This is a genomic window from Leptolyngbya sp. FACHB-1624, from assembly GCF_047649235.1.
In the GTDB taxonomy this organism is placed as follows: domain Bacteria; phylum Cyanobacteriota; class Cyanobacteriia; order Leptolyngbyales; family Leptolyngbyaceae; genus Leptolyngbya; species Leptolyngbya boryana.
Genome location: NZ_CP180258.1, coordinates 2,530,378 through 2,549,094, shown reverse-complemented (window position 1 = coordinate 2,549,094; position 18,717 = coordinate 2,530,378). Strand labels below are relative to the sequence as shown.

Annotated in this window: 14 protein-coding genes; 6 read left to right on the top strand and 8 right to left on the bottom strand. The window is 46.0% G+C overall.

Features of this window, described 5'->3' with window-relative positions; translation table 11 throughout:
* Positions 1–122: 122 nt before the first annotated feature.
* Complete coding sequence (gene cobQ, locus ACMUEV_RS11785) at positions 123–1,592, bottom strand: cobyric acid synthase CobQ (protein WP_017288898.1); 1,470 nt, start codon at positions 1,590–1,592, stop codon at positions 123–125.
* A gap of 48 nt (positions 1,593–1,640) precedes the next feature.
* Positions 1,641–2,042 carry an Npun_F0494 family protein gene (locus ACMUEV_RS11780; RefSeq protein WP_017288899.1) on the bottom strand — a complete coding sequence of 134 codons (402 nt, stop codon included), beginning with the start codon at positions 2,040–2,042 and terminating at the stop codon, positions 1,641–1,643.
* Positions 2,043–2,429: 387 nt separating this feature from the next.
* On the opposite strand from ACMUEV_RS11780, the gene ACMUEV_RS11775 reads away from it, so the two are divergent.
* Positions 2,430–3,137 carry a response regulator gene (locus ACMUEV_RS11775; protein ID WP_017288900.1) on the top strand — a complete coding sequence of 236 codons (708 nt, stop codon included), beginning with the start codon at positions 2,430–2,432 and terminating at the stop codon, positions 3,135–3,137.
* Positions 3,138–3,199: 62 nt separating this feature from the next.
* Here the strand turns inward: ACMUEV_RS11775 and ACMUEV_RS11770 are convergent, their stop codons facing one another.
* Positions 3,200–3,568, bottom strand: coding sequence for a response regulator transcription factor (locus ACMUEV_RS11770; protein WP_036044694.1), 369 nt, complete (start codon positions 3,566–3,568; stop codon positions 3,200–3,202).
* 189 nt (positions 3,569–3,757) lie between these two features.
* Here ACMUEV_RS11770 and ACMUEV_RS11765 point away from each other — a divergent pair, with 189 nt between their 5' ends.
* Positions 3,758–4,333: an HdeD family acid-resistance protein gene (locus ACMUEV_RS11765; protein ID WP_017288902.1), complete on the top strand. Its 576-nt coding sequence runs from the start codon at positions 3,758–3,760 to the stop codon at positions 4,331–4,333.
* A 400-nt stretch (positions 4,334–4,733) separates the two neighbouring features.
* Positions 4,734–7,511, top strand: a complete 2,778-nt coding sequence (locus ACMUEV_RS11760; RefSeq protein WP_190652074.1) for a hypothetical protein — start codon at positions 4,734–4,736, stop codon at positions 7,509–7,511.
* Positions 7,512–7,862: 351 nt separating this feature from the next.
* Here the strand turns inward: ACMUEV_RS11760 and ACMUEV_RS11755 are convergent, their stop codons facing one another.
* The 5 genes from ACMUEV_RS11755 to thrS all read right to left on the bottom strand — a co-directional run bounded on the left by ACMUEV_RS11755 (position 7,863) and on the right by thrS (position 16,455).
* A complete protein-coding gene (locus ACMUEV_RS11755; protein WP_199329568.1) occupies positions 7,863–8,258 on the bottom strand; it encodes a hypothetical protein in 396 nt (131 codons plus the stop codon).
* A gap of 115 nt (positions 8,259–8,373) precedes the next feature.
* Entirely contained in the window at positions 8,374–8,769 is a 396-nt protein-coding gene (locus ACMUEV_RS11750) for a hypothetical protein (protein ID WP_190652075.1), read from the bottom strand.
* A 114-nt stretch (positions 8,770–8,883) separates the two neighbouring features.
* Positions 8,884–9,279, bottom strand: a complete 396-nt coding sequence (locus ACMUEV_RS11745; protein ID WP_190652076.1) for a hypothetical protein — start codon at positions 9,277–9,279, stop codon at positions 8,884–8,886.
* A 280-nt stretch (positions 9,280–9,559) separates the two neighbouring features.
* Positions 9,560–14,452 carry a DUF4347 domain-containing protein gene (locus tag ACMUEV_RS11740; protein WP_190652077.1) on the bottom strand — a complete coding sequence of 1,631 codons (4,893 nt, stop codon included), beginning with the start codon at positions 14,450–14,452 and terminating at the stop codon, positions 9,560–9,562.
* 188 nt (positions 14,453–14,640) lie between these two features.
* On the bottom strand, positions 14,641–16,455 hold the full coding sequence (thrS, locus tag ACMUEV_RS11735) for a threonine--tRNA ligase (protein WP_190652078.1): 1,815 nt from the start codon (positions 16,453–16,455) through the stop codon (positions 14,641–14,643).
* Positions 16,456–16,597: 142 nt separating this feature from the next.
* On the opposite strand from thrS, the gene ACMUEV_RS11730 reads away from it, so the two are divergent.
* From ACMUEV_RS11730 to ACMUEV_RS11720, 3 genes are all read left to right on the top strand, one after another.
* Positions 16,598–16,915, top strand: a complete 318-nt coding sequence (locus ACMUEV_RS11730; RefSeq protein ID WP_017288908.1) for a DUF2605 domain-containing protein — start codon at positions 16,598–16,600, stop codon at positions 16,913–16,915.
* A 153-nt stretch (positions 16,916–17,068) separates the two neighbouring features.
* Entirely contained in the window at positions 17,069–17,359 is a 291-nt protein-coding gene (locus tag ACMUEV_RS11725) for a DUF2973 domain-containing protein (protein WP_017288909.1), read from the top strand.
* Between the two features lie 78 nt (positions 17,360–17,437).
* A complete protein-coding gene (locus ACMUEV_RS11720) occupies positions 17,438–18,688 on the top strand; it encodes a YcjF family protein (RefSeq protein ID WP_199329570.1) in 1,251 nt (416 codons plus the stop codon).
* Positions 18,689–18,717: the final 29 nt, after the last annotated feature.

Genomic DNA, 18,717 nt, shown 5'->3' with positions numbered 1-18,717 from the left:
AAACGCTAACGAGTTTAGTAGATTTTGCCTCTACTGTATGAATCAAGGACAAACGGGTACGTTGCACCGAAAGGGTTAGGGATAAGAGCGCATGCAGAGTATCTGATGCGCTTGTTTTTTTTCTAGGGTAAAATCGGTTTCAAATTCAGATGCGGCTCGATCGCATCTGCCAATTGATCCAACATGATTTCCCGTTGTTCTCGATAGTTGGCAACCCCGGTCGGTAGCGATCGCAGTCCTCGCTGTTGCCGCAAACGATTTAACCAAGCCCGCCGCCACGGACCATTATCGAAAATTCCGTGCAAATACGTGCCCCAAACCGATTGAGACTCATCGACCACTCCCAAGTTTGGATCATCAAACAGCGCTTGTGTGCCTTCTTCTGATTCAATCAAGCGAGTTCGACCTTGATGAATCTCGTAGCCTGACACAGGCAAGCCGTCTTGAGGAAAATTCGAGGTGACATTCCGCTGACGCGCCACTTTCTGACCTGCAATCACCGTTTTCAGAGGAAGCAATCCTAAGCCGCGATATCGCCCTTCCTGCCCTTCAATGCCTTCCGGGTCAGCCAAAATCTTACCGAGCATTTGGAAACCGCCACAGATGCCAAGAACGGTTCCACCTGCTGCGACATAGTTTTGAATCTCTTCTGCCATTCCAGTTTTATGCAGTGCGATCAGATCCGCGATCGTGGTTTTCGATCCTGGAATAATCACGGCATCCGGATGCCCTAACGATTGCTTAGGATGCAGATATTTCACATTCACTGAGGGTTCAGCTTCTAGGGGATCAAAATCCGTAAAATTGGAAATCCGCGGCAGACGAACGACCCCGATCGTTAAATCGCCTTTCGGGTTTGAGGAACTGCGATCGAACAAAGACAACGAATCTTCTGCCGGAAACACTTGATCCAGCCACGGAATCACCCCAATCACCGGAATCCCGGTTTTCTGCTCGAGCCACTCAATGCCCGAATCGAGCAGCGATCGCTGTCCGCGAAATTTATTAATGACAATGCCTTTAATCAAAGCTCGCTCATCTGGATCGAGTAATTCCAAAGTTCCAACCACATGCGCGAAGACTCCACCGCGATCGATATCGGCGACAAGAATCGTCGGTGCGTTTAAATGCTTCGCAACCCGCATATTCGTTAAGTCGCGGTGTTTGAGATTAATTTCAGCTGGACTCCCTGCCCCTTCACAGACGACGAGATCAAATTCTTCAGAGATGCGTCTGAGCGATTCTTCGATCGCCGTCCAGCCCGGTTCAAAAAACTGCTCATAATAATCTGCTGCCGTTGTCCGTCCAATCACTCGCCCTTTTAATACCACTTGCGAGGTCATATCGCCTTGCGGCTTCAAGAGAATTGGATTCATCTCAACCCAAGGCTGAATTCCCGCTGCCCAAGCCTGCACCGCTTGAGCATAGCCAATCTCACCGCCATTTGCCGTGACATAAGAATTGAGCGCCATGTTTTGTCCCTTGAAGGGAGCCACTCGAAACCCCTTGCGTGTGAGAATTCGGCACAAGGCTGTTGCGATCATTGATTTGCCTGCATGGGAAGTCGTTCCTACAACCATGACTGCTTTCATTGGGTCACCTCCGGGGAATGAATCGAGTATCGGGTCTAATTATGTGTTCTAAACGGGCAAGCGCAGCCAACGGTTTAACGTATTCAAAATGCGATCGCGCAAATTTGCCTTGCCAAACCCACCGACGGATTGCCATTGCGAGACCAGTTGCCGTCCTAGTGGAGTCAAGCGAAACCGATCCGTCAGTCCTTGCCCATCGACTTCCCGCCGCAGCAGTCCAACTTGAATCAGCCAGAGCATTTCACCATCCGCACTCAGTTCAGAAAGCATCCGCTTTGTCAATTGATTTCGAGTCCCAGGGATGCCAATCAAGGCACTGAGCGCAACACTTTGATCCAGCATCAAAGCATAGAGTTTGAGTCGAAAAGGCGCACACCGAACTGCACGAGCAGCACGATCGAGCGTTTTCTGAGGATGACGAAAGACAGGGTTAGGCGTAGTAGGGGTCATCAGGAATTATGACTAGGTTTGATAAAGCTTTGATGAACTGACAAAAGATTCAGCCTCTATTATTGACAGAAATATTGTTCATTTGCAGATTAGATGGCAGCGAAGTGAGAAAATCGTGCTATCTTTAGTAAATTTTCTCAGAGTTTAACGCCGAATCCGGGTAAAGTTGCAGTTTTTACTCAGTAATCTCAAGGATTCGATGTTGACTCAATGTTTCGATCGCTTCTCTCTCCAAGGGTAGAGCCTCGATTGCGGAGAGAGACCACTCAAGATAGATCCGGCACTTACTCTATACGCCTTAAGATTGCTTCACTGATAGAAATTCGTAGAATCCTCACAGTCTGTGATGTCCAATATACGATTAAGAAATGAGGCTTGGCGGTAGGTATGATTCGAGTCATTTTGATTGAAGACCACGATCTAACCCGTGTTGGGATTCGAGCCGCTCTGCAACAGCGCGAAGGGTTTGAGGTGATTGGTGATGCGCGGGATGCTAAGTCAGGCTTGAAGTTAGTCAAGACAGCCCAGCCTGATGTCGCGATCGTAGATATTGGCTTGCCTGACTTCACTGGCATTGAGCTGACTCAGCAATTTAAGCAAGCTCAAGCATCCGGCGAATGTCCAAATACTCGCATTCTGATCATGACGATGCAGGATAGCGAAGATACGGTCTTAGCTGCGTTTGCGGCAGGCGCGGATTCTTATTGTATGAAAGATGCCAGCATCGATAAGTTGGCGCAGGCGATTCAGACCACAGCCGGCGGAAATGCTTGGATTGATCCCGCGATCGCACGCGTTGTTCTACATCAAACTCAAAAAGTTTATAGTTCAAATCAACATTCTCCCGAACCTGCCACGATTTCAATTAATCGTCTAGCAGACGAAGATCTAGTTCCTGCTTATCCACTCACTGAGCGAGAACTTGAAGTCCTCAAGCTGATTGTCGATGGCTGTAGTAATGCGCAAATTGCCGAAAAGCTCTATATCACTGTCGGAACAGTTAAAACCCATGTCCGCAACATTTTGAATAAGCTTTGTGCGGATGATCGTACCCAAGTTGCAGTGCGGGCACTGAGAACAGGTCTTGTTCAATAGTTCAATCCCTCTAGATGAATCGAATTACCGCTTAGAGACGTTTCGATGGAACGTCTCTTTCGCTATGCGGTTAAGGCATTAATCCGCTCTAGTAAAGTCAGAAAGTCAATGGGTTTCTGCACATATCCATTTGCTCCAGCATCTAATCCAGGCTGCACTTGGGTCTTATCGTGGGCAGAAACTAATAAGATTGGTAAGGTGCAATTGCGTGATCGAATTCTCTCAGTCACTTCCAATCCATTCATGCCAGGCATCATGACATCTAGCAGAACTAGATCTGGGCAAGTTTGCTGAAGCTGCTGCAAAGCTGCAATTCCACTCTCTGCGACTTCAACTTCAAAGCCTTCTGCTTCTAAAAAGACCTGCAGCAGCAATAGATTGTCCAACACATCGTCAACTGCTAAGATTCGACGCACCTTACGTCTTAACACAGCCTGAGTCCTCACTTTACATTTTGTGCTTCTTGCTACCTATAGTTACTTTTATTTACTGACAATCAGTCATACTCTAGAGGGATTTCGAGAGAAATCTATCTTTCGATTTCGCTCTCTGTCTTGAGGGGCTTATCAATCCGGGTCACGATTTTCTATTCTTACGGCTGTATAACCGGAGAAAAAATTATGACGACCGCGATTGAGACAAAAAGTAGAAACAGCGGACTTTGGATAGGCGTGTTACTCATTGCTTTGGGATTAGGTGCGATCGCTGCTCCAGTCTTTTCGACGATCGTGACTGAGACTTGGCTTGCTTTGATTGTGATTGCAGCCGGATTTACTAAGTTAGTTTATGCAATTCAAACGCGTGAACAAGGTGGGTTTATTTGGAAAATTCTCTTGAGTGCTTTGTACATTGCAACCGGGATTACGTTGCTGGTCGCGCCCTTGACGGGTGTTCTGACTTTGACGCTACTCCTAGGCGGATTCTTAGTCAGTGAAGGGACGTTTGAAACGATTTTAGCGTTCAAGCTGCGTGAGCAAAAGAATTGGTTCTGGTTACTCGGAAATGCGATCGTCACGTTGGGCTTAGGGATCTACATTCTGCTGCAATACCCGTTTGATGCACCTTGGCTCTTGGGAACCGTTGTGGGTGCGAGTGTTGCTGCGAGTGGTTTATCGCGAGTCATGTTCTCTTTGAATCCCCCAGTGCAGAATCCCCCAGTGCAACCGAGTGATGAAAGCTCAGCCACTTCTGTTTAAGCCAATTCGCTGAACAATCATTGATTCTGATTTTTGGAGCCGCCGATGTCTTGTAGATGTCGGCGGCTTCACTGTTTATACAGATAAGCAACGCTAAATCAGGAATAACTTTTATCAGCTTCTCAACAAACTAGCTTTAACAAGTATTAACACGCACAACAGCTAAATACTTTTTCACGAACGCAAATAAATTCCGTAGATGCTCCAGTTAACGAGATCTGAATGTACGGAGCACTATATGAATGGATTTCACATTTCAGTAAAGCTCAGTAAGTACCTACGTAAAATCTAGGAGCTTTCCGAGTTTTAACTTGAAACCTTCTGGGCTAAACTTCTCAGCCTTTTAGGTTATGGGGAATTGAGCGGATTTTTTTGTTCTCTCTGTTGATTGAATCAAGTTATGCAGCGCTATTCGTACTTTCTTTCTATATCCGTCAGCCTGCTGATCAATCTTCTCTCTCTAAAAAGCGCGATCGCTGCTTCTAATCTCAAAATCGATTTGACAAAGCCGATAGAAAGTACAGCCGAGACTCTATCGAATCTGCCCAAGGAGAACTTAGCACCAGACCCGGTAGTCATTGCCCAAACCATTAATCCAACACCTAGCGAGATCATTGTCCCGCTCCCCAAAGACCCAGATGCGCCAGAGATTCAGCAACCCGCTCAACCTCCAGAATCAAAACCTCCAGAACCGAAACCTCCAGAGCTTCCAAAACCTGCGATCGCCGATCCAGACGTTTCTAAAAAATTACTCGATGCGATTATCTTAAACGCGATCGGGAATAGCTCGAATCGCTTGCCCTGGGTGGTCAATCCAGCGAGTAACTTGCTTGAATCGACGACTTCATTCACCCCGGCAAAGACTGAAAACTATACAGATATTGATGCTCAATATCGCGATGATCAGCTTCTCATTCGAGAGTTTGACTTTGCGCACTTTCCCAAGTCAGACCAGTTTTACTGGGTCTTGCCGAAGAATCGAGTTGTGATCGAAACACGAGGTTGGCAAGCGGGAATTGACTATCAAGGGCAAGAAAGAATAGTTGAAATCGAGCAGCGTATTAAATTAACGCAAGCACTCTGGGGATTACAAGCTGTTTGGTCTTTGCCGCAGCCGTTTCGGGATTTGTACGGAAAGACGGATACGAGCCAGTTTACAATTCAAACGATTTCAGGTGAAATCAATAATCCACCCGGAGTGGCGGCAGCTCCTGTCGTCATTAATAATCCAAATCTAAGTCCGACAGCGGTTCGTATCGCCCCGCCTCCATCTCCTGGAACTGGCTCTAGTAACACTGCCAACGGTGGAAGCTCACTATTTCAGTTTTTAGAGCCAGAAAATGCTCCTTTGATTCTTCAGGCATACCCGACGAGTAATCTACAACCGCTCCTTGAAGCAGAAGGCTTATTTGTCGGTGCAAAAATCCCGCAATCGGCTCTAGAAGCTGCAAGAATTGGCTGGAAAAATCCGGTTACTGGAGAAGGGGAATCCACAGCCCCAATCATGAGTTCTCTGCCTGGAATCAAGATTGGACAATTGGGAAAGTTTGACAATCTTGATTTACTCAATATTTTGGTCAATCCAAGCTTGAATTTAAGCGAACGAAATTTAGCATATTTCAATTCCTTATTCTGGATTCCACTGGGACAGAGACCTCCTCAAATTTTACGCACGAAAATTACTGAAGCTGACGATCGATTTTGGCATCGTTTGTCGCTGAATCAGCCCCACAATCGCACGCTACTGCAATACGATGCAACTCGTCCTCAAGCGACCTATACGAATGTGTTTGCAAATCCTGGCTTTTCTATCTCTTTTTCCATGAAAAAGGGTAAGGTGAATGATCTGCAATCGTTGAATTCTAGCTTAGGCTTATTGTTGGGAGGAGTCTTTAGCTTCGTTCGACCGAAAGAGCTAACCCAAAGCTTAGAAGAAAGCCGCGATCGCTACGATCGCCGTGAACCGTTTTCTGGCATTGTCACTCAAGCAACCTCGAATCAGAGAAGTGCGATTAACCAGCGCCTCAACCGCGGCTTATACTATGCCAATACAACCAGTGGAATCAGACAGATTTCAGGAACGATCACGTTCCCGAGCACCATTACTCCGGGACATGCTGATCTTTTTCAGATTCGGGTCGGCAATCAACGCCGTATTGCTCGTTTTTTGCAGACTGAAAGCACTTGGATTCCAGGAGAAACTTATTTTTCCCGATTAGAACTCTCTAATCGGGACTTTGGTCAATTATCTTTTATTGGTACGCCAGTACCGTCGAGCTTAACTGGACTGACACCAAATCGATCGTCTGCAACACAAGTGGTGATTCAATCTCCTGATGGTCAAGAGTTTGTGCAAGATTTCTCGTCGTCTTCGCCAGATTACACTGTTGTTCCGATTGGGATTCGATCGTCGGATATTGCGTTCGATCGTATTGAATTGAGCCAAATCGGGCGCAGCAAAACTCGCGTGAATCGATTTGAAGGATATCTTTTTCTGCCTGCTGTCGAAGCAATGGTGTCGGGGTCTTCAGGAAAATGGAACTATGCTGTCAATTCTGGCGTTTGGTTTAACCTGAATGGGGATGCTGCGTTTGATGTTGCAACAAACAATGTAGGCGATCCTGAGCCAACGGTTGGACTTTACTTAAACTCCTTGGTGAATCACATTGATACTCGCGTTATCAATGGTGCTAATGGAAAGCCGAAAGCAGTTGTGAATCTGATTCCATCGTTTCGACTGTCTTGGAGTAGCGTGCCAAATTCTTCCAATCCGGCTTATTTGAACTTGAGCTATACCTATGCTCGACAGCAAGACGATCTGAACTACTCTCTTACACCAGGCTTTTTCTTGAGTTATAGTCGCGATCGCGTAGAGCCTGCTGGATTCTTTGAGGGACAACTTAGATTTAAGAGCGGCTTAGAATTTCGTTCTTCGCTCGAACTCAGTGATCAGTTTTTCTCGGGCTTCGAGGCACTCCAACGCTTGAGTGCAATTTGGTCAGCGGGTTTATATATTCAAAATTATCGATCGACAGAAAGCCTAGTTAGTCGAGAATCTGCGTTCTCTTATGGCATTATCTTGAGAAATCGTTCCACCCGGGGCTTCGCTTGGCGATCGCGTTTAGGGATGAGTGGAGACAATTTTGAAATTCGCTTAGAAGGGGGTTATCAGTTCTAATCTCATTCCACATATGGCAGAGAGATGAGTGATACATCTTTGCTATATGAACAAGCATGAAGCGGAAAAGCAGAAAGCGATCAAAGCGTTCTGAAGTTATAGGTGCTGTAAGCTCAAGATAATTAGCGCACCAAGTTTGCAGCCTTACAGAACAAATTCTTGCTAAATGATCCTATACCTATAAAAAATCAGAGATGTAATCATTACATCTCTGATTTATTCTATACAATACTGCTCGAAGGCAATAAAGTTGGTTGATTGTATAGCACATTAAGAACCTACTAGATAGAAAGAATAGTAGGGGTAGGGACGAAACCAGAACTAGTCTATGACTAAGCTACAGCGGCAGGATTACTCCAATCCATCAACACCAACAGCAGACTTCAGAATCGCAGCATAAGCATCAAGCCCAGCCTGAGTTGTCGTATCGAGACCATTCAGCTCGGCAGTAACAGTTTGCTCCAGCAAAGATGGAGCACCAGGAGCAGCATAAGGTACGATGGGTGCATTGACGCTCAACGCTGGATTCACTTCATTAGCTGAACCCGTAACAGTCAATGCACCGGGAATGAAGAATACTTCAGGTGCAACAATTTCACCAGAAATCGTGGTGGTGAAACCAGCAGGAGATGTACGAGTAATTGCACCACTCACCGATGCATTTTGTGCAGATGCAGGTGCAGCAGCGACTGCTACTAAACCAGCTAAACTAACTAAAACCGATGCAGAACGAGATAAGAAACTCATCGTGATTACTCCTCTAACTTTTACAACTCTTGAAACGGTTCCAGTCTTATCGGGAATTCTGATAAGACTAGAGTCAGAACCAGAACTAGTCTATGACTAAGCTACAGCGTCAGGATTACTCCAATCCATCAACACCGACAGCAGCTTTCAGAATCGCAGCATAAGCATCAAGTCCAGCCTGGGTTGTCGTATCGAGACCATTCAGCTCGGCAGTAACAACTTGCTCCAGCAAAGATGGAGCAGCAGCAGTAGGAAAAAGTGCAACGTTCGCGTTGACATTTAACACTGGATTCACTTCATCAGCTATGCCTGTAACAGTCAAAGGTCCAGTAAAATATACTCCTTCAGGTGCAACAATTTCACCAGAAATCGTGGTGGTGAAACCAGCGGGAGATGTACGAGTAATTGCACCACTCACTGATGCATTTTGTGCAGATGCAGGTGCAGCAGCGACTGCTACTAAACCAGCTAAACTAACTAAAACCGATGCAGAACGAGATAAGAAACTCATCGTGATTACTCCTCTAACTTTTACAAATCTTTAAACGGTTCCAGTTTTATCGGGAATTCTGATAAGACTAGAGTCAGAGCCAGAACTAGCTATGGCTAAGCTACAGCGGCAGGATTACTCCAATCCATCAACACCGACAGCAGCTTTCAGAATCGCAGCATAAGCATCAAGTCCAGCTTGGGTTGTCGGATCGAGACCATCCAGCTCAGTAGCAACAGTTTGTTCCAGCAAAGATGGAGCACCAGCAGCAGGAAAAGTTGCAGTGGGTGCGTTGACATTTAACACTGGGTTCACTTCATCAGCTGTGCCCGAAACAGTCAAAGGTCCAGTAAAATATACTCCTTCAGGTGCAACAATTTCACCAGAAATCGTGGTGGTGAAACCAGCGGGAGATGTACGAGTAATTGCACCACTTACTGATGCATTTTGTGCCGATGCAGGTGCAGCAGCAACTGCTACTAAACCAGCTAAGCCAACTAAAACCGATGCAGAACGAGACAAGAAGCTCATCGCTACTACTCCTCTAACTTTTACATATCCAACTTTGTATAACGTACAAAGTTTGTATGACCTTATTATTGAACAAGGAACAATGAATCTATATAGCAAACTTACGTAAGTTAAACGATTACTAACTATGCTTAACTTTATCAGTTAAGAGTAAATACACAATTTTCGTACAGGAAAAGTAGCGCGATTTTCAAATAGTAATTTGCTCTTAAAATGCACAAGCGGAATGAGTCAAATCATCCCGCTTGATTGAAATGGAAACGAGGCTGAATGTGGTCTACTAAGCAAAGAAAAAGGTCGCTTGATTCCCAATTGCTAGGTTCTGGTTAATATTGCTCGGAGTAAAGCCAGTCGTACTCATCAGAACCATCAATTGTGTTCCTTTTCCAAATCCTAAAGCTTGATTTCGCAAGTATAAGGATGTTGTAGCTCCATTGTCTACGACATCAATATTGATCGCGCTGTCAATTCTGAGTTGGTCGCCACCGACTCCCCGCCGGAAGTTCGTCACTGTATCTTGACCATCTCCCACAGCGTAGATCACAAGATCGATCGCTTGATCTAAACCTAAATCGATCGTGTCGTTGCCCAGTCCTCCAATGAGAATGTCCGCTCCAGCATTACCTCGCAAGTTGTCTGCGCCTGCTAAGCCGATCAACGTATTGTTCTCGTTATTGCCGAAAATTTGGTTGTTGAGAGCGTTACCCGTACCGTTTTGAGCATTTCCAGTCAGGGTCAGATTCTCAACGTTATCGCTCAAAATCCAATTGACTGAAGCGTTAACAGAATCAATTCCTTGATTCAAAGCTTCGACGATGACATCAGCAAGATTATCAACCACATAAGTATCGTCGCCAAGTCCTCCGATAAGTGTATCTGCTCCTAAACTTCCATCGAGCCTGTCATTTCCTGCGCCTCCGGTTAAGCGGTTATTTCCAGCATTTCCAACCAAAATATTTGCAAGATCATTTCCAGTTCCATCGATCGCAACTGAACCCGTTAAAGTTAGATTTTCGACATCAGCAGAGAGCGTATAACTCACAGAAGAAATGACTGAATCAATTCCTTGATTTGCGAGTTCAGTAATCGTATCGCTCGCAGATTGAATAAGATAAGTATCATTACCAAATCCACCAATTAGAGTATTCGTTCCACCTCCACCACTGAGGGTATCGTTGCCAGAGTTTCCATTGAGAATGTCATTACCAGAGCCACCCCAAACTGAGTCAGCAGCGCCACTACCAGAAAAAGTAATTGCACCTGCATATCCTGAAAAATCGAATTCTTCAAAGTTCCGAATCACTAACCCTGGAACATTCGTAATTTGTGAGTTGGAGTTGGTCATGTCTACGGTAATCGCAGCGCTTCCATTGTTGAGCACAAATCGATCTCTGCCATTGCCCCCATTCAACTGATCGTCTTGCAGCACTTGAGCATAGTCAACAGTTATTCGATCATTACCAAATCCACCAATAAACCAATCGCGTGCGCTAGTTCCAGTAAATGCGATCGCACCAATATACTGACTAAAATCAAACTCTTCAAAATTTTGAACAGTTAGCCCTGCAACGCCGCTGATTTGATTACTGGGATCTGCTGGATTGACTGTAAGAGCCACATTCCCAAAACTGAGAACAAAGCGATCGTTACCGCTACCACCATCTACTCGATCGTTTTGCAATACCCGCTCGTATAGAGCACTAACAGTGTCATTCCCTCCCCCCGCATTCAGCTGATCTGTTCTCAATGTCAGTGTGAAGGTTTCATCAGCATTCGTTCCATTGATATTGTTTCCAACATTGACAACGATCGATTGACTGACCTGAAAGGCTGTAGTCCCACTGTCGCCATTACCATTGTCATTGACCGTAACTGAAATCGTATCGCCTGTAGCAGCAGTACTCCGATAGGATAATGATGCAAGTGCTGTATTCAGATTGTCGAGGCTACCCCGAATCTGAAAACTCTGATCGTCGCTTCCATCACCTGCGATGAATGAAATTCCATTAACGACACCAAGCGAGAGTGTTCCGGTTCCAGCAGAGAGCGTCACTGTGAGCGGAATCGCATTGTTTGCATCGACATCGTTGATACTAATGCCAGCAATTGCCGTTGAACTATTCTCAGCAACGTTCTGGATTCCAGGAATACTGAGAAGTGGAGCATCATTGACCGCAGTGATACTCAGTGTTGTCGTAGCAGGTGGACTCGTTTGCGTGCCATCTAATAAAACGAACTGAATTTGACGATTTGTCGTGTTTGGATTGTCGCTGAGGTTGCGGTAAGTAATCGATTTGAGCGCAGTTTCATAGTTTGCGATCGAGGTTGTTCCAGTGAGTGTAAGAACACCATTGTTGAAGCTGCCTGTGATGCCGTTTTGGTTAACAAAGAGAAGCTCGTCCTGTGCTGCGACAAAATTCGCGATCGTAATGATCGCTCCAGTCATCTCAGAGTTGGAACTCGTTATTGTAAGACCAGAGCTAGCTAGGGTTGCAGTGCCGTTTTCGGTAAAACTTGTCGCAAAATTGATCCCTGGATTTGCGCCATTGAGATCGAGTGCGATCGGCGGTCTGAGTTCAATCGATCGATTGACCTGAATTGGAGTGATTCCGTTATCTCCATTTCCGTTATCGTTGACTGTAATGGAGAGTGTATCAGTCGAGCTACCATTAGCACGGTAGGATAGAGATGCAAGTGCTGTATTCAGATCACTGAGACTGCCGCGAATCTCAAAGCTCTGATCGTCGCTGCCATCACCTGAGACAAAAGTAATTCCAGTGACTGTACCGAGTGAAATAGTTCCAGTTCCAACAGAGACAATCACATTTAGAGGAATCGCATTGTTAGCATCAATATCATTAATACTAATGCCTGAAACGGGAGTTAATCCGCTAGGGATAAAGCCTTGACTGGTAGGAGCATTAAGAACTGGACTGTCGTTGAGTGCAGTAATGCTGACTGTTGTGGTTGCAACTGGGCTAGAGCGAGTGTCATCAAATAGGACAAACTGAATCTGACGATTTGTCGTATTGGGATTGTCGCTGAGGTTGCGGTAAGTAATCGATTTGAGCGCAGTTTGGTAATTCGCGATCGAGGATGTTCCAGTCAGTGTAAGGACACCATTGGTAAAACTGCCTGTAATCCCATTTTGATTGGTAAATAGAAGCTCGTCTTCTGCAACGAAATTGGCAATTGTAATCGTTGCTTGATCGATCTCAGTGTCAGAATTCGTAATTGCGAGTGTAGAACTGGTAAGCGTTGTTGCTGCACCATTTTCGGTAAAGGTTGCAGTGAAGTTAACGCCTGCAGATGCGCCGTTGAGATCCAGTGTGAGCGGAGTTGGAGGCTCTAGTTTCCATAAGAGATCGCCAGAACCGTCGTTTGCCGAGAAGTATAGAGTTCCATTGACATTTGTCAAGTTCGCAGCACCAGATCCACTTGTCCCCACCCGAATATCTTTCGCAAGCGCGGCTTGACCCGTTGTCGGATCAACTTTCCACAGTTCTCGTCCGTTCTGACCAGTAGTAGAACCATTTGTTGCTGTAAAGTACAAGGTTCCATCTACATTGATTAGAGACTGCGGATCAGAACTCGCTGAACCCGCATTGATATTCCTGACCATTGAAGCTTGACCTGTTGCAGGATCAACTTTCCATAGTTCACGACCATTTGTGCCATCATCTGCAGTAAAGTACAGTGTTCCATTTACATTGATGAGTTCGGTAGTCGTAGTATTCGTGAGAGCAGAACCTGTTGAATTAATGTTTGCCACCAATGAGGCTTGACCTGTTGTAGGATCAACTCTCCATAGTTCACGACCATTTGTGCCATCATCTGCGGTAAAGTACAATGTTCCATTTACATCCGTTAGGCTAGCTGGCAAGGAACCAAGGCTACCTGATCGAATATCGCTGACTAAAGTTGCCTGTCCGCTATTGGGATCAAATTTCCATAGCTCAGTTCCATTTGCATCGTTACCACTTGCAGAGAAGTAAAGAAGACCGTTGACATTGGTTAGATTTGTGAGGGAAGAACCTCCAGTACCAGGTCGAATATCAGCAGCTAGTGATGCAAGCCCAGTTACAGGATCAATCTTCCACAGTTCAGTTCCATTTGTGCTAGTTGTCGCTGCAAAGTACAGTGTCCCATTCACATTGGTTAAAGATGTAGGAGAAGAACCTGCATTTGTGACTAGCTGCGCTTGTCCATTGGTAGGATCAACCTTCCACAATTTACGTCCTGTACCATCAGTTGCTGAAAAGTACAGTGTTCCGCCTATATTGATTAATTCTTGAGGATCAGCATTACCCGTGTTTAAGTTGATATCTCCAACGATCGATGTTGTACCAGTTACAGGGTCAAACTTCCAGAGTTCACGCCCGCTTGTGGGAGTTGTCGCAGAGAAGTAGAGCGTTCCATTTACATTGGTTAGATTTGTGGGAGAAGAGGAGCTACTGCCTGAAACAATGTCACTCACGAGCGTTGCATTTCCAGTTACCGGATCAACTCTCCATAGTTCAGTTCCACTGCCACTCACTGCTGAGAAGTACAAGACTCCATCAACATTTGCCAAATTTCTGGGTGCATTGTATGTGGTTGCGCCTGTCACAATAACAGGATCATTTGCCAGAATCGATCGATAACGCGCGCGCGCTTCCATCCCAAATGCGAGTTCAGTCTGACATTCTCCCGTTCTGACTTCTAACTCCCAATTTCCTCCAAGTTCTGCACAGCCTGTTTTTGTCGCAGAAGCCGCGATCGTGGCTCCTGTCAGTTCACTCATTTGTTGCAAAAGTGCCTCTGCACCTTGAGCGACTTCGCAACCATAAATTAAAATTTCTGCATCTGCGCTTAATGCTTCCGACCACTGCATCAGCGATCGCGCATAAATTCTCATCGTTTCAGCACTCAATTGTGCTGTGCCTAGTAAAATCGCGCCAGGAGTTCCATGAGAGATGAGATGAATCGCTTTAATCTGCCTACGATTCTCTAACACTTCAGCGATCTGCACGATACCATCGCGATCGCCATCGAGCAAAATCACTTCAATCTGCGATCTCACTCCTGCAACGAGACTGGAAACCTCAGGAACAGACGGATCAACAAAGGCAATTTCAGCACGCTCGCAATGATTCAAAACAGCAGCGTCAAACTGGGGTGCAGAAGCAGACATTCTGGTGGACTCCTAACAGAACGTCTTTATCATTCCCGTCTGCGATCGCAACTTAAATAAGCTTATCTAGTGAAATTTCTCGAAGTCAGTAATAGAACTGAACAACGGCATCTCTTAAATTTGGAGATGCCGTTGCAACCGTGAAATCTCTGTGAAACTGCCAACATAAACTGGGCAAATTTTGCAGGCTAGAAATTCCCGTGATTTGCGATCGCATGTTTAAGACGATCGATCACCTCACTGAGCGCAATTGCCCCTAATTCACCCGATGCACGCGTCCGAATATTCAACGCATTCGATTCGACCTCTTTCGCACCCACAACCGCCATCACCGGAATCTTTTCCTTCTCAGCATTGCGAATCAGTTTGCCCAATCGATCGCCGCTCGGCGCGACTTCCGCTCGAATTCCTGCAAGTTTCATTTGCTCGACAGCCTGCTTCGCAAATGGTAAAAATTCATCACTCACCGTGAGTAATCGAATCTGCTCAGGAGCAAGCCAAACTGGGAAATCTCCTGCATACTCTTCGATCAGAATTCCGATCAATCGCTCTAACGAGCCAAACGGCGCACGATGAATCATTACAGGACGCTTACGACTGCCGTCTTCTGCCACATATTCGAGATCAAAGCGTTCCGGTAAGTTGTAATCGACTTGCACCGTTCCAAGCTGCCATTCTCGATCGAGCGCATCACTAAAGATAAAGTCCAATTTCGGTCCATAAAATGCTGCTTCGCCAATGCCCTCAAAATAGTTCATGCCCATCGTTTCGACTGCACGGCGAATTGCACCTTGAGCTTTCTCCCACGCCTCATCAGACCCAATATATTTATCCGAGTCTGGATCACGGAAACTCAAACGAGCCTTAAAGTTTTTCAGTTGTAGACTCTTGAAGACCGATAAAATCAGATCCACAACACTGAGAAACTCCGCATCAAGCTGTTCAGGCGTGACAAACAAGTGAGAGTCATCGACTGTAAAGCCTCGTACTCTCGTTAATCCGCCAAGTTCACCTGACTGTTCATAGCGGTAGACTGTCCCAAATTCTGCTAATCGCATCGGCAGATCTCGATACGATCGCAGTTCACTCTTATAGATTTGGATGTGGAACGGACAGTTCATCGGCTTCATCACAAAGCCCTGTTCTTCGGTTCGAGCTTTGTCATCTTCCGCCATCATGGGGAACATATCTTCGCTGTACTTCTGCCAGTGACCTGAAGTTTTAAACAGATCCACTTTGGCAATATGTGGCGTAACGACAGGCAGATAACCGCGTCTGGTCTGCTCTTGTTTGAGAAAGTCTTCTAGGGTTGATCTCAGAATCGTTCCTTTGGGTGTCCACAGAGGTAACCCTGGTCCCACTAAATCCGAAAAAATAAACAATCCTAACTCTTTACCCAATTTTCGATGATCGCGCTTCATCGCTTCTTCTTTGCGGCGCTTGTATTCAGCTAACTGTTCAGGCGTTTCCCAAGCTGTGCCATAAATGCGTTGAAGCTGAGCTTTAGTTTCATCTCCGCGCCAATATGCACCCGCAACGGATTCAAGCTCGATCGCGTCTGGATTTAATTCTTCGGTCGTTTCTACGTGCGGGCCTGCACACAAATCCCACCACTGATCGCCTAAGTGATAAATCGTGATCGGCTCTTGTTTGATATCGTCGAGAATCTCTAGCTTGTAAGGCTCATTCAGCGCTTGAATTCGGCTTTTTGCCTCTTCGCGGCTCACTTCTTCACGAATCACAGGCAATTTGCGCCGAATGATCTTCGCCATCTCTTTCTTGATCGCTTTGAGATCCTTTTCAGTAAAAGGCTCTGGGTTATCAAAATCGTAGTAAAACCCATTCTCAATCCAAGGCCCGATCGTCACCTGTGCTTTCGGAAAGAGCTTCTGAACCGCCATTGCCAATACGTGCGAAGTCGTATGGCGAATTTTCTTCAACGCTTCAGATTCGCTGGTTTTGGGCAAATAAATTTTTTCCGGCTGGTTTGAATCGGCAGACATGGGACGAAGGCTAATAAAATCACCCATATATCTTACCGACCTCCCGGTAATTCGGGGTTGAATCTGCAAACTTTCGAGCTAAAATAGAAATGTTACGAAATGTAACGACTATTAGGATTTGCTAACGCGATCGGTTTTCAAAATGTTTAATCCCAATCACCCCGACTCCGACTTATTCAAAACCATCTTAGAACCGCTGCTCGACGACTTCGAGTACTGGTTTTCGCGCTCTCGCAGCCTGTTGGAAGAGCAGCACATTCCATTTCTCTCTGCAGACGAGCAGAAAGACCTCTTGCAGCGGGTGATGACCAGTCAGCAGGAAGTGAGCACGGTTCAGGCGTTGCTGAAAGCTACAGGGGGACAGGCGGGAGTCGATTCATCCGTCTTAGTCACGTGGCATCATCTAGTGAGCGAATGTTGGCAAGTCAGTCTCAAACTGCGATCGCAGCAATCGAGTTGAGTTTTGCAAACTCTCTCTTTTTTGGGATACCAGGAATCAGAAAAATCTGAGAAACTGTTAGATAATTAGAAAACGATTTTTCATAATTGCAAACCGGGAGCCGCAGCGCTTCCGGTAAATTCTCTTTTGTCAATCTCTATTGGCGCGAGGCGTATGATTCTGCACCTACTTTATATTCTGGCTTTCACAGCATTGGCTTTCTTGGCAGTTGGCAATTTAATCCGGAATTTAATGACGTTGGGGGTTGAGTCGCAGCGTCAGTATCCTCCCGTCAAACAGAATCGTCCGACCCCTCATCCAGAGCTACTCGATGAGCATGGTCGCATGATTGACGAACCGCTGCTGGTCATGCGATCGATGAGTGTGGAAGATGCCCGTGAACAGCTAGATGCCATCTATAAGTCCTCGCCAGGGGGGGAATCCGCACAGTCGGGTGATGAATAGCTAAATTGAGAAACGCCATAATTATCAGTAAAGGTGCGGTTACGATCGCGCCTTTTCTATTCTGATGAGGAAGGAGCGATGAAGTGGGATAGTTCCTGGTTGAATCAAATTCGGGATGGGATGGCAGAAGCGACGAAGCGCGTCTCGATTGAACCTATGGCAAAGACGCTACAGAATTGGTTCAAGGTCGATGAAGCAGAAGTCGAAGAGATTTTGAAGAAAGTCAGATCGGAACTACCGACGACTGAAGCATTGCTGGTCGGCAAACCGCAGTCAGGAAAATCTTCGATCGTTCGTGGTTTAACCGGCGTTTCGGCTGAAATCATTGGTCAAGGCTTTCGTCCGCATACCCAGTACACTCAACAATATTGCTATCCCACTGAGGATTTACCGCTTGTCATTTTTACAGATACGGTCGGCTTGGGAGATGGAACGCAAGCAACATCGGAAGTGATTCGAGAATTAGTCGGTGAATTGCAGCCGAGTGAATCTGAGACGAATGCCAAAATTTTACTACTGACCGTTAAGATTAACGATTTTGCAACAGATACGCTCAAACAGATTGCAGGTCGAATTCGGCAAAAACGCCCAGAAGTGCCTGTCTTACTGGTTGTCACTTGTCTGCATGAACTCTATCCACCGGATGTGAGCGATCATCCTGAGTATCCACCAAATTTGGCAGAAGTCGATCGTGCGTTTACGCGCATTCAAGAAGACTTTAAGGGCTTGTTCGACCGTGCCGTTTTGATCGATTTTACGTTGGAGGAAGATGAGTTTAATCTAACCTTTTATGGATTAGAGCCTTTGATGGATACGATCGCAGAATTGCTGCCGGAGGCTGAAGCAAGAACCATTTCGCAACTGTTAAGCGATCGAGATGCAGGTCAGCAAATTAGCGGTTTGTATCGAGATGCTGCGCGACGTTATATCTTGCCGTTTTCCGTAATGGCAGGGGCAGCAGCAGCGATTCCTTTACCGTTAGCCACAATGCCCGTGTTGACTGCGCTACAAGTTTCGATGGTAGGAGCATTGGGACAGTTGTATGGACAGACATTAAGCCCTTCACAGGCAGGTGGGGTCGTTAGTGCGATCGCGGGTGGATTTGTAGCACAAGCGATCGGGCGCGAATTGATTAAATTTGTGCCGGGGTTTGGCAGTGTAATTGCGGCTTCGTGGGCGAGTGCCTATACTTGGGCATTAGGCGAAGCAGCATGTGTGTATTTTGGGGATTTGATGGGTGGTAAAACGCCTGATCCGAAAAGGATTCAAGCTGCGATGCGGGAAGCTTTCAGCGATGCGAGACATCGATTTAAGACATCGAAGGGATAAGTCAAGTGAGTTAAAGATCAGTAGTTTGC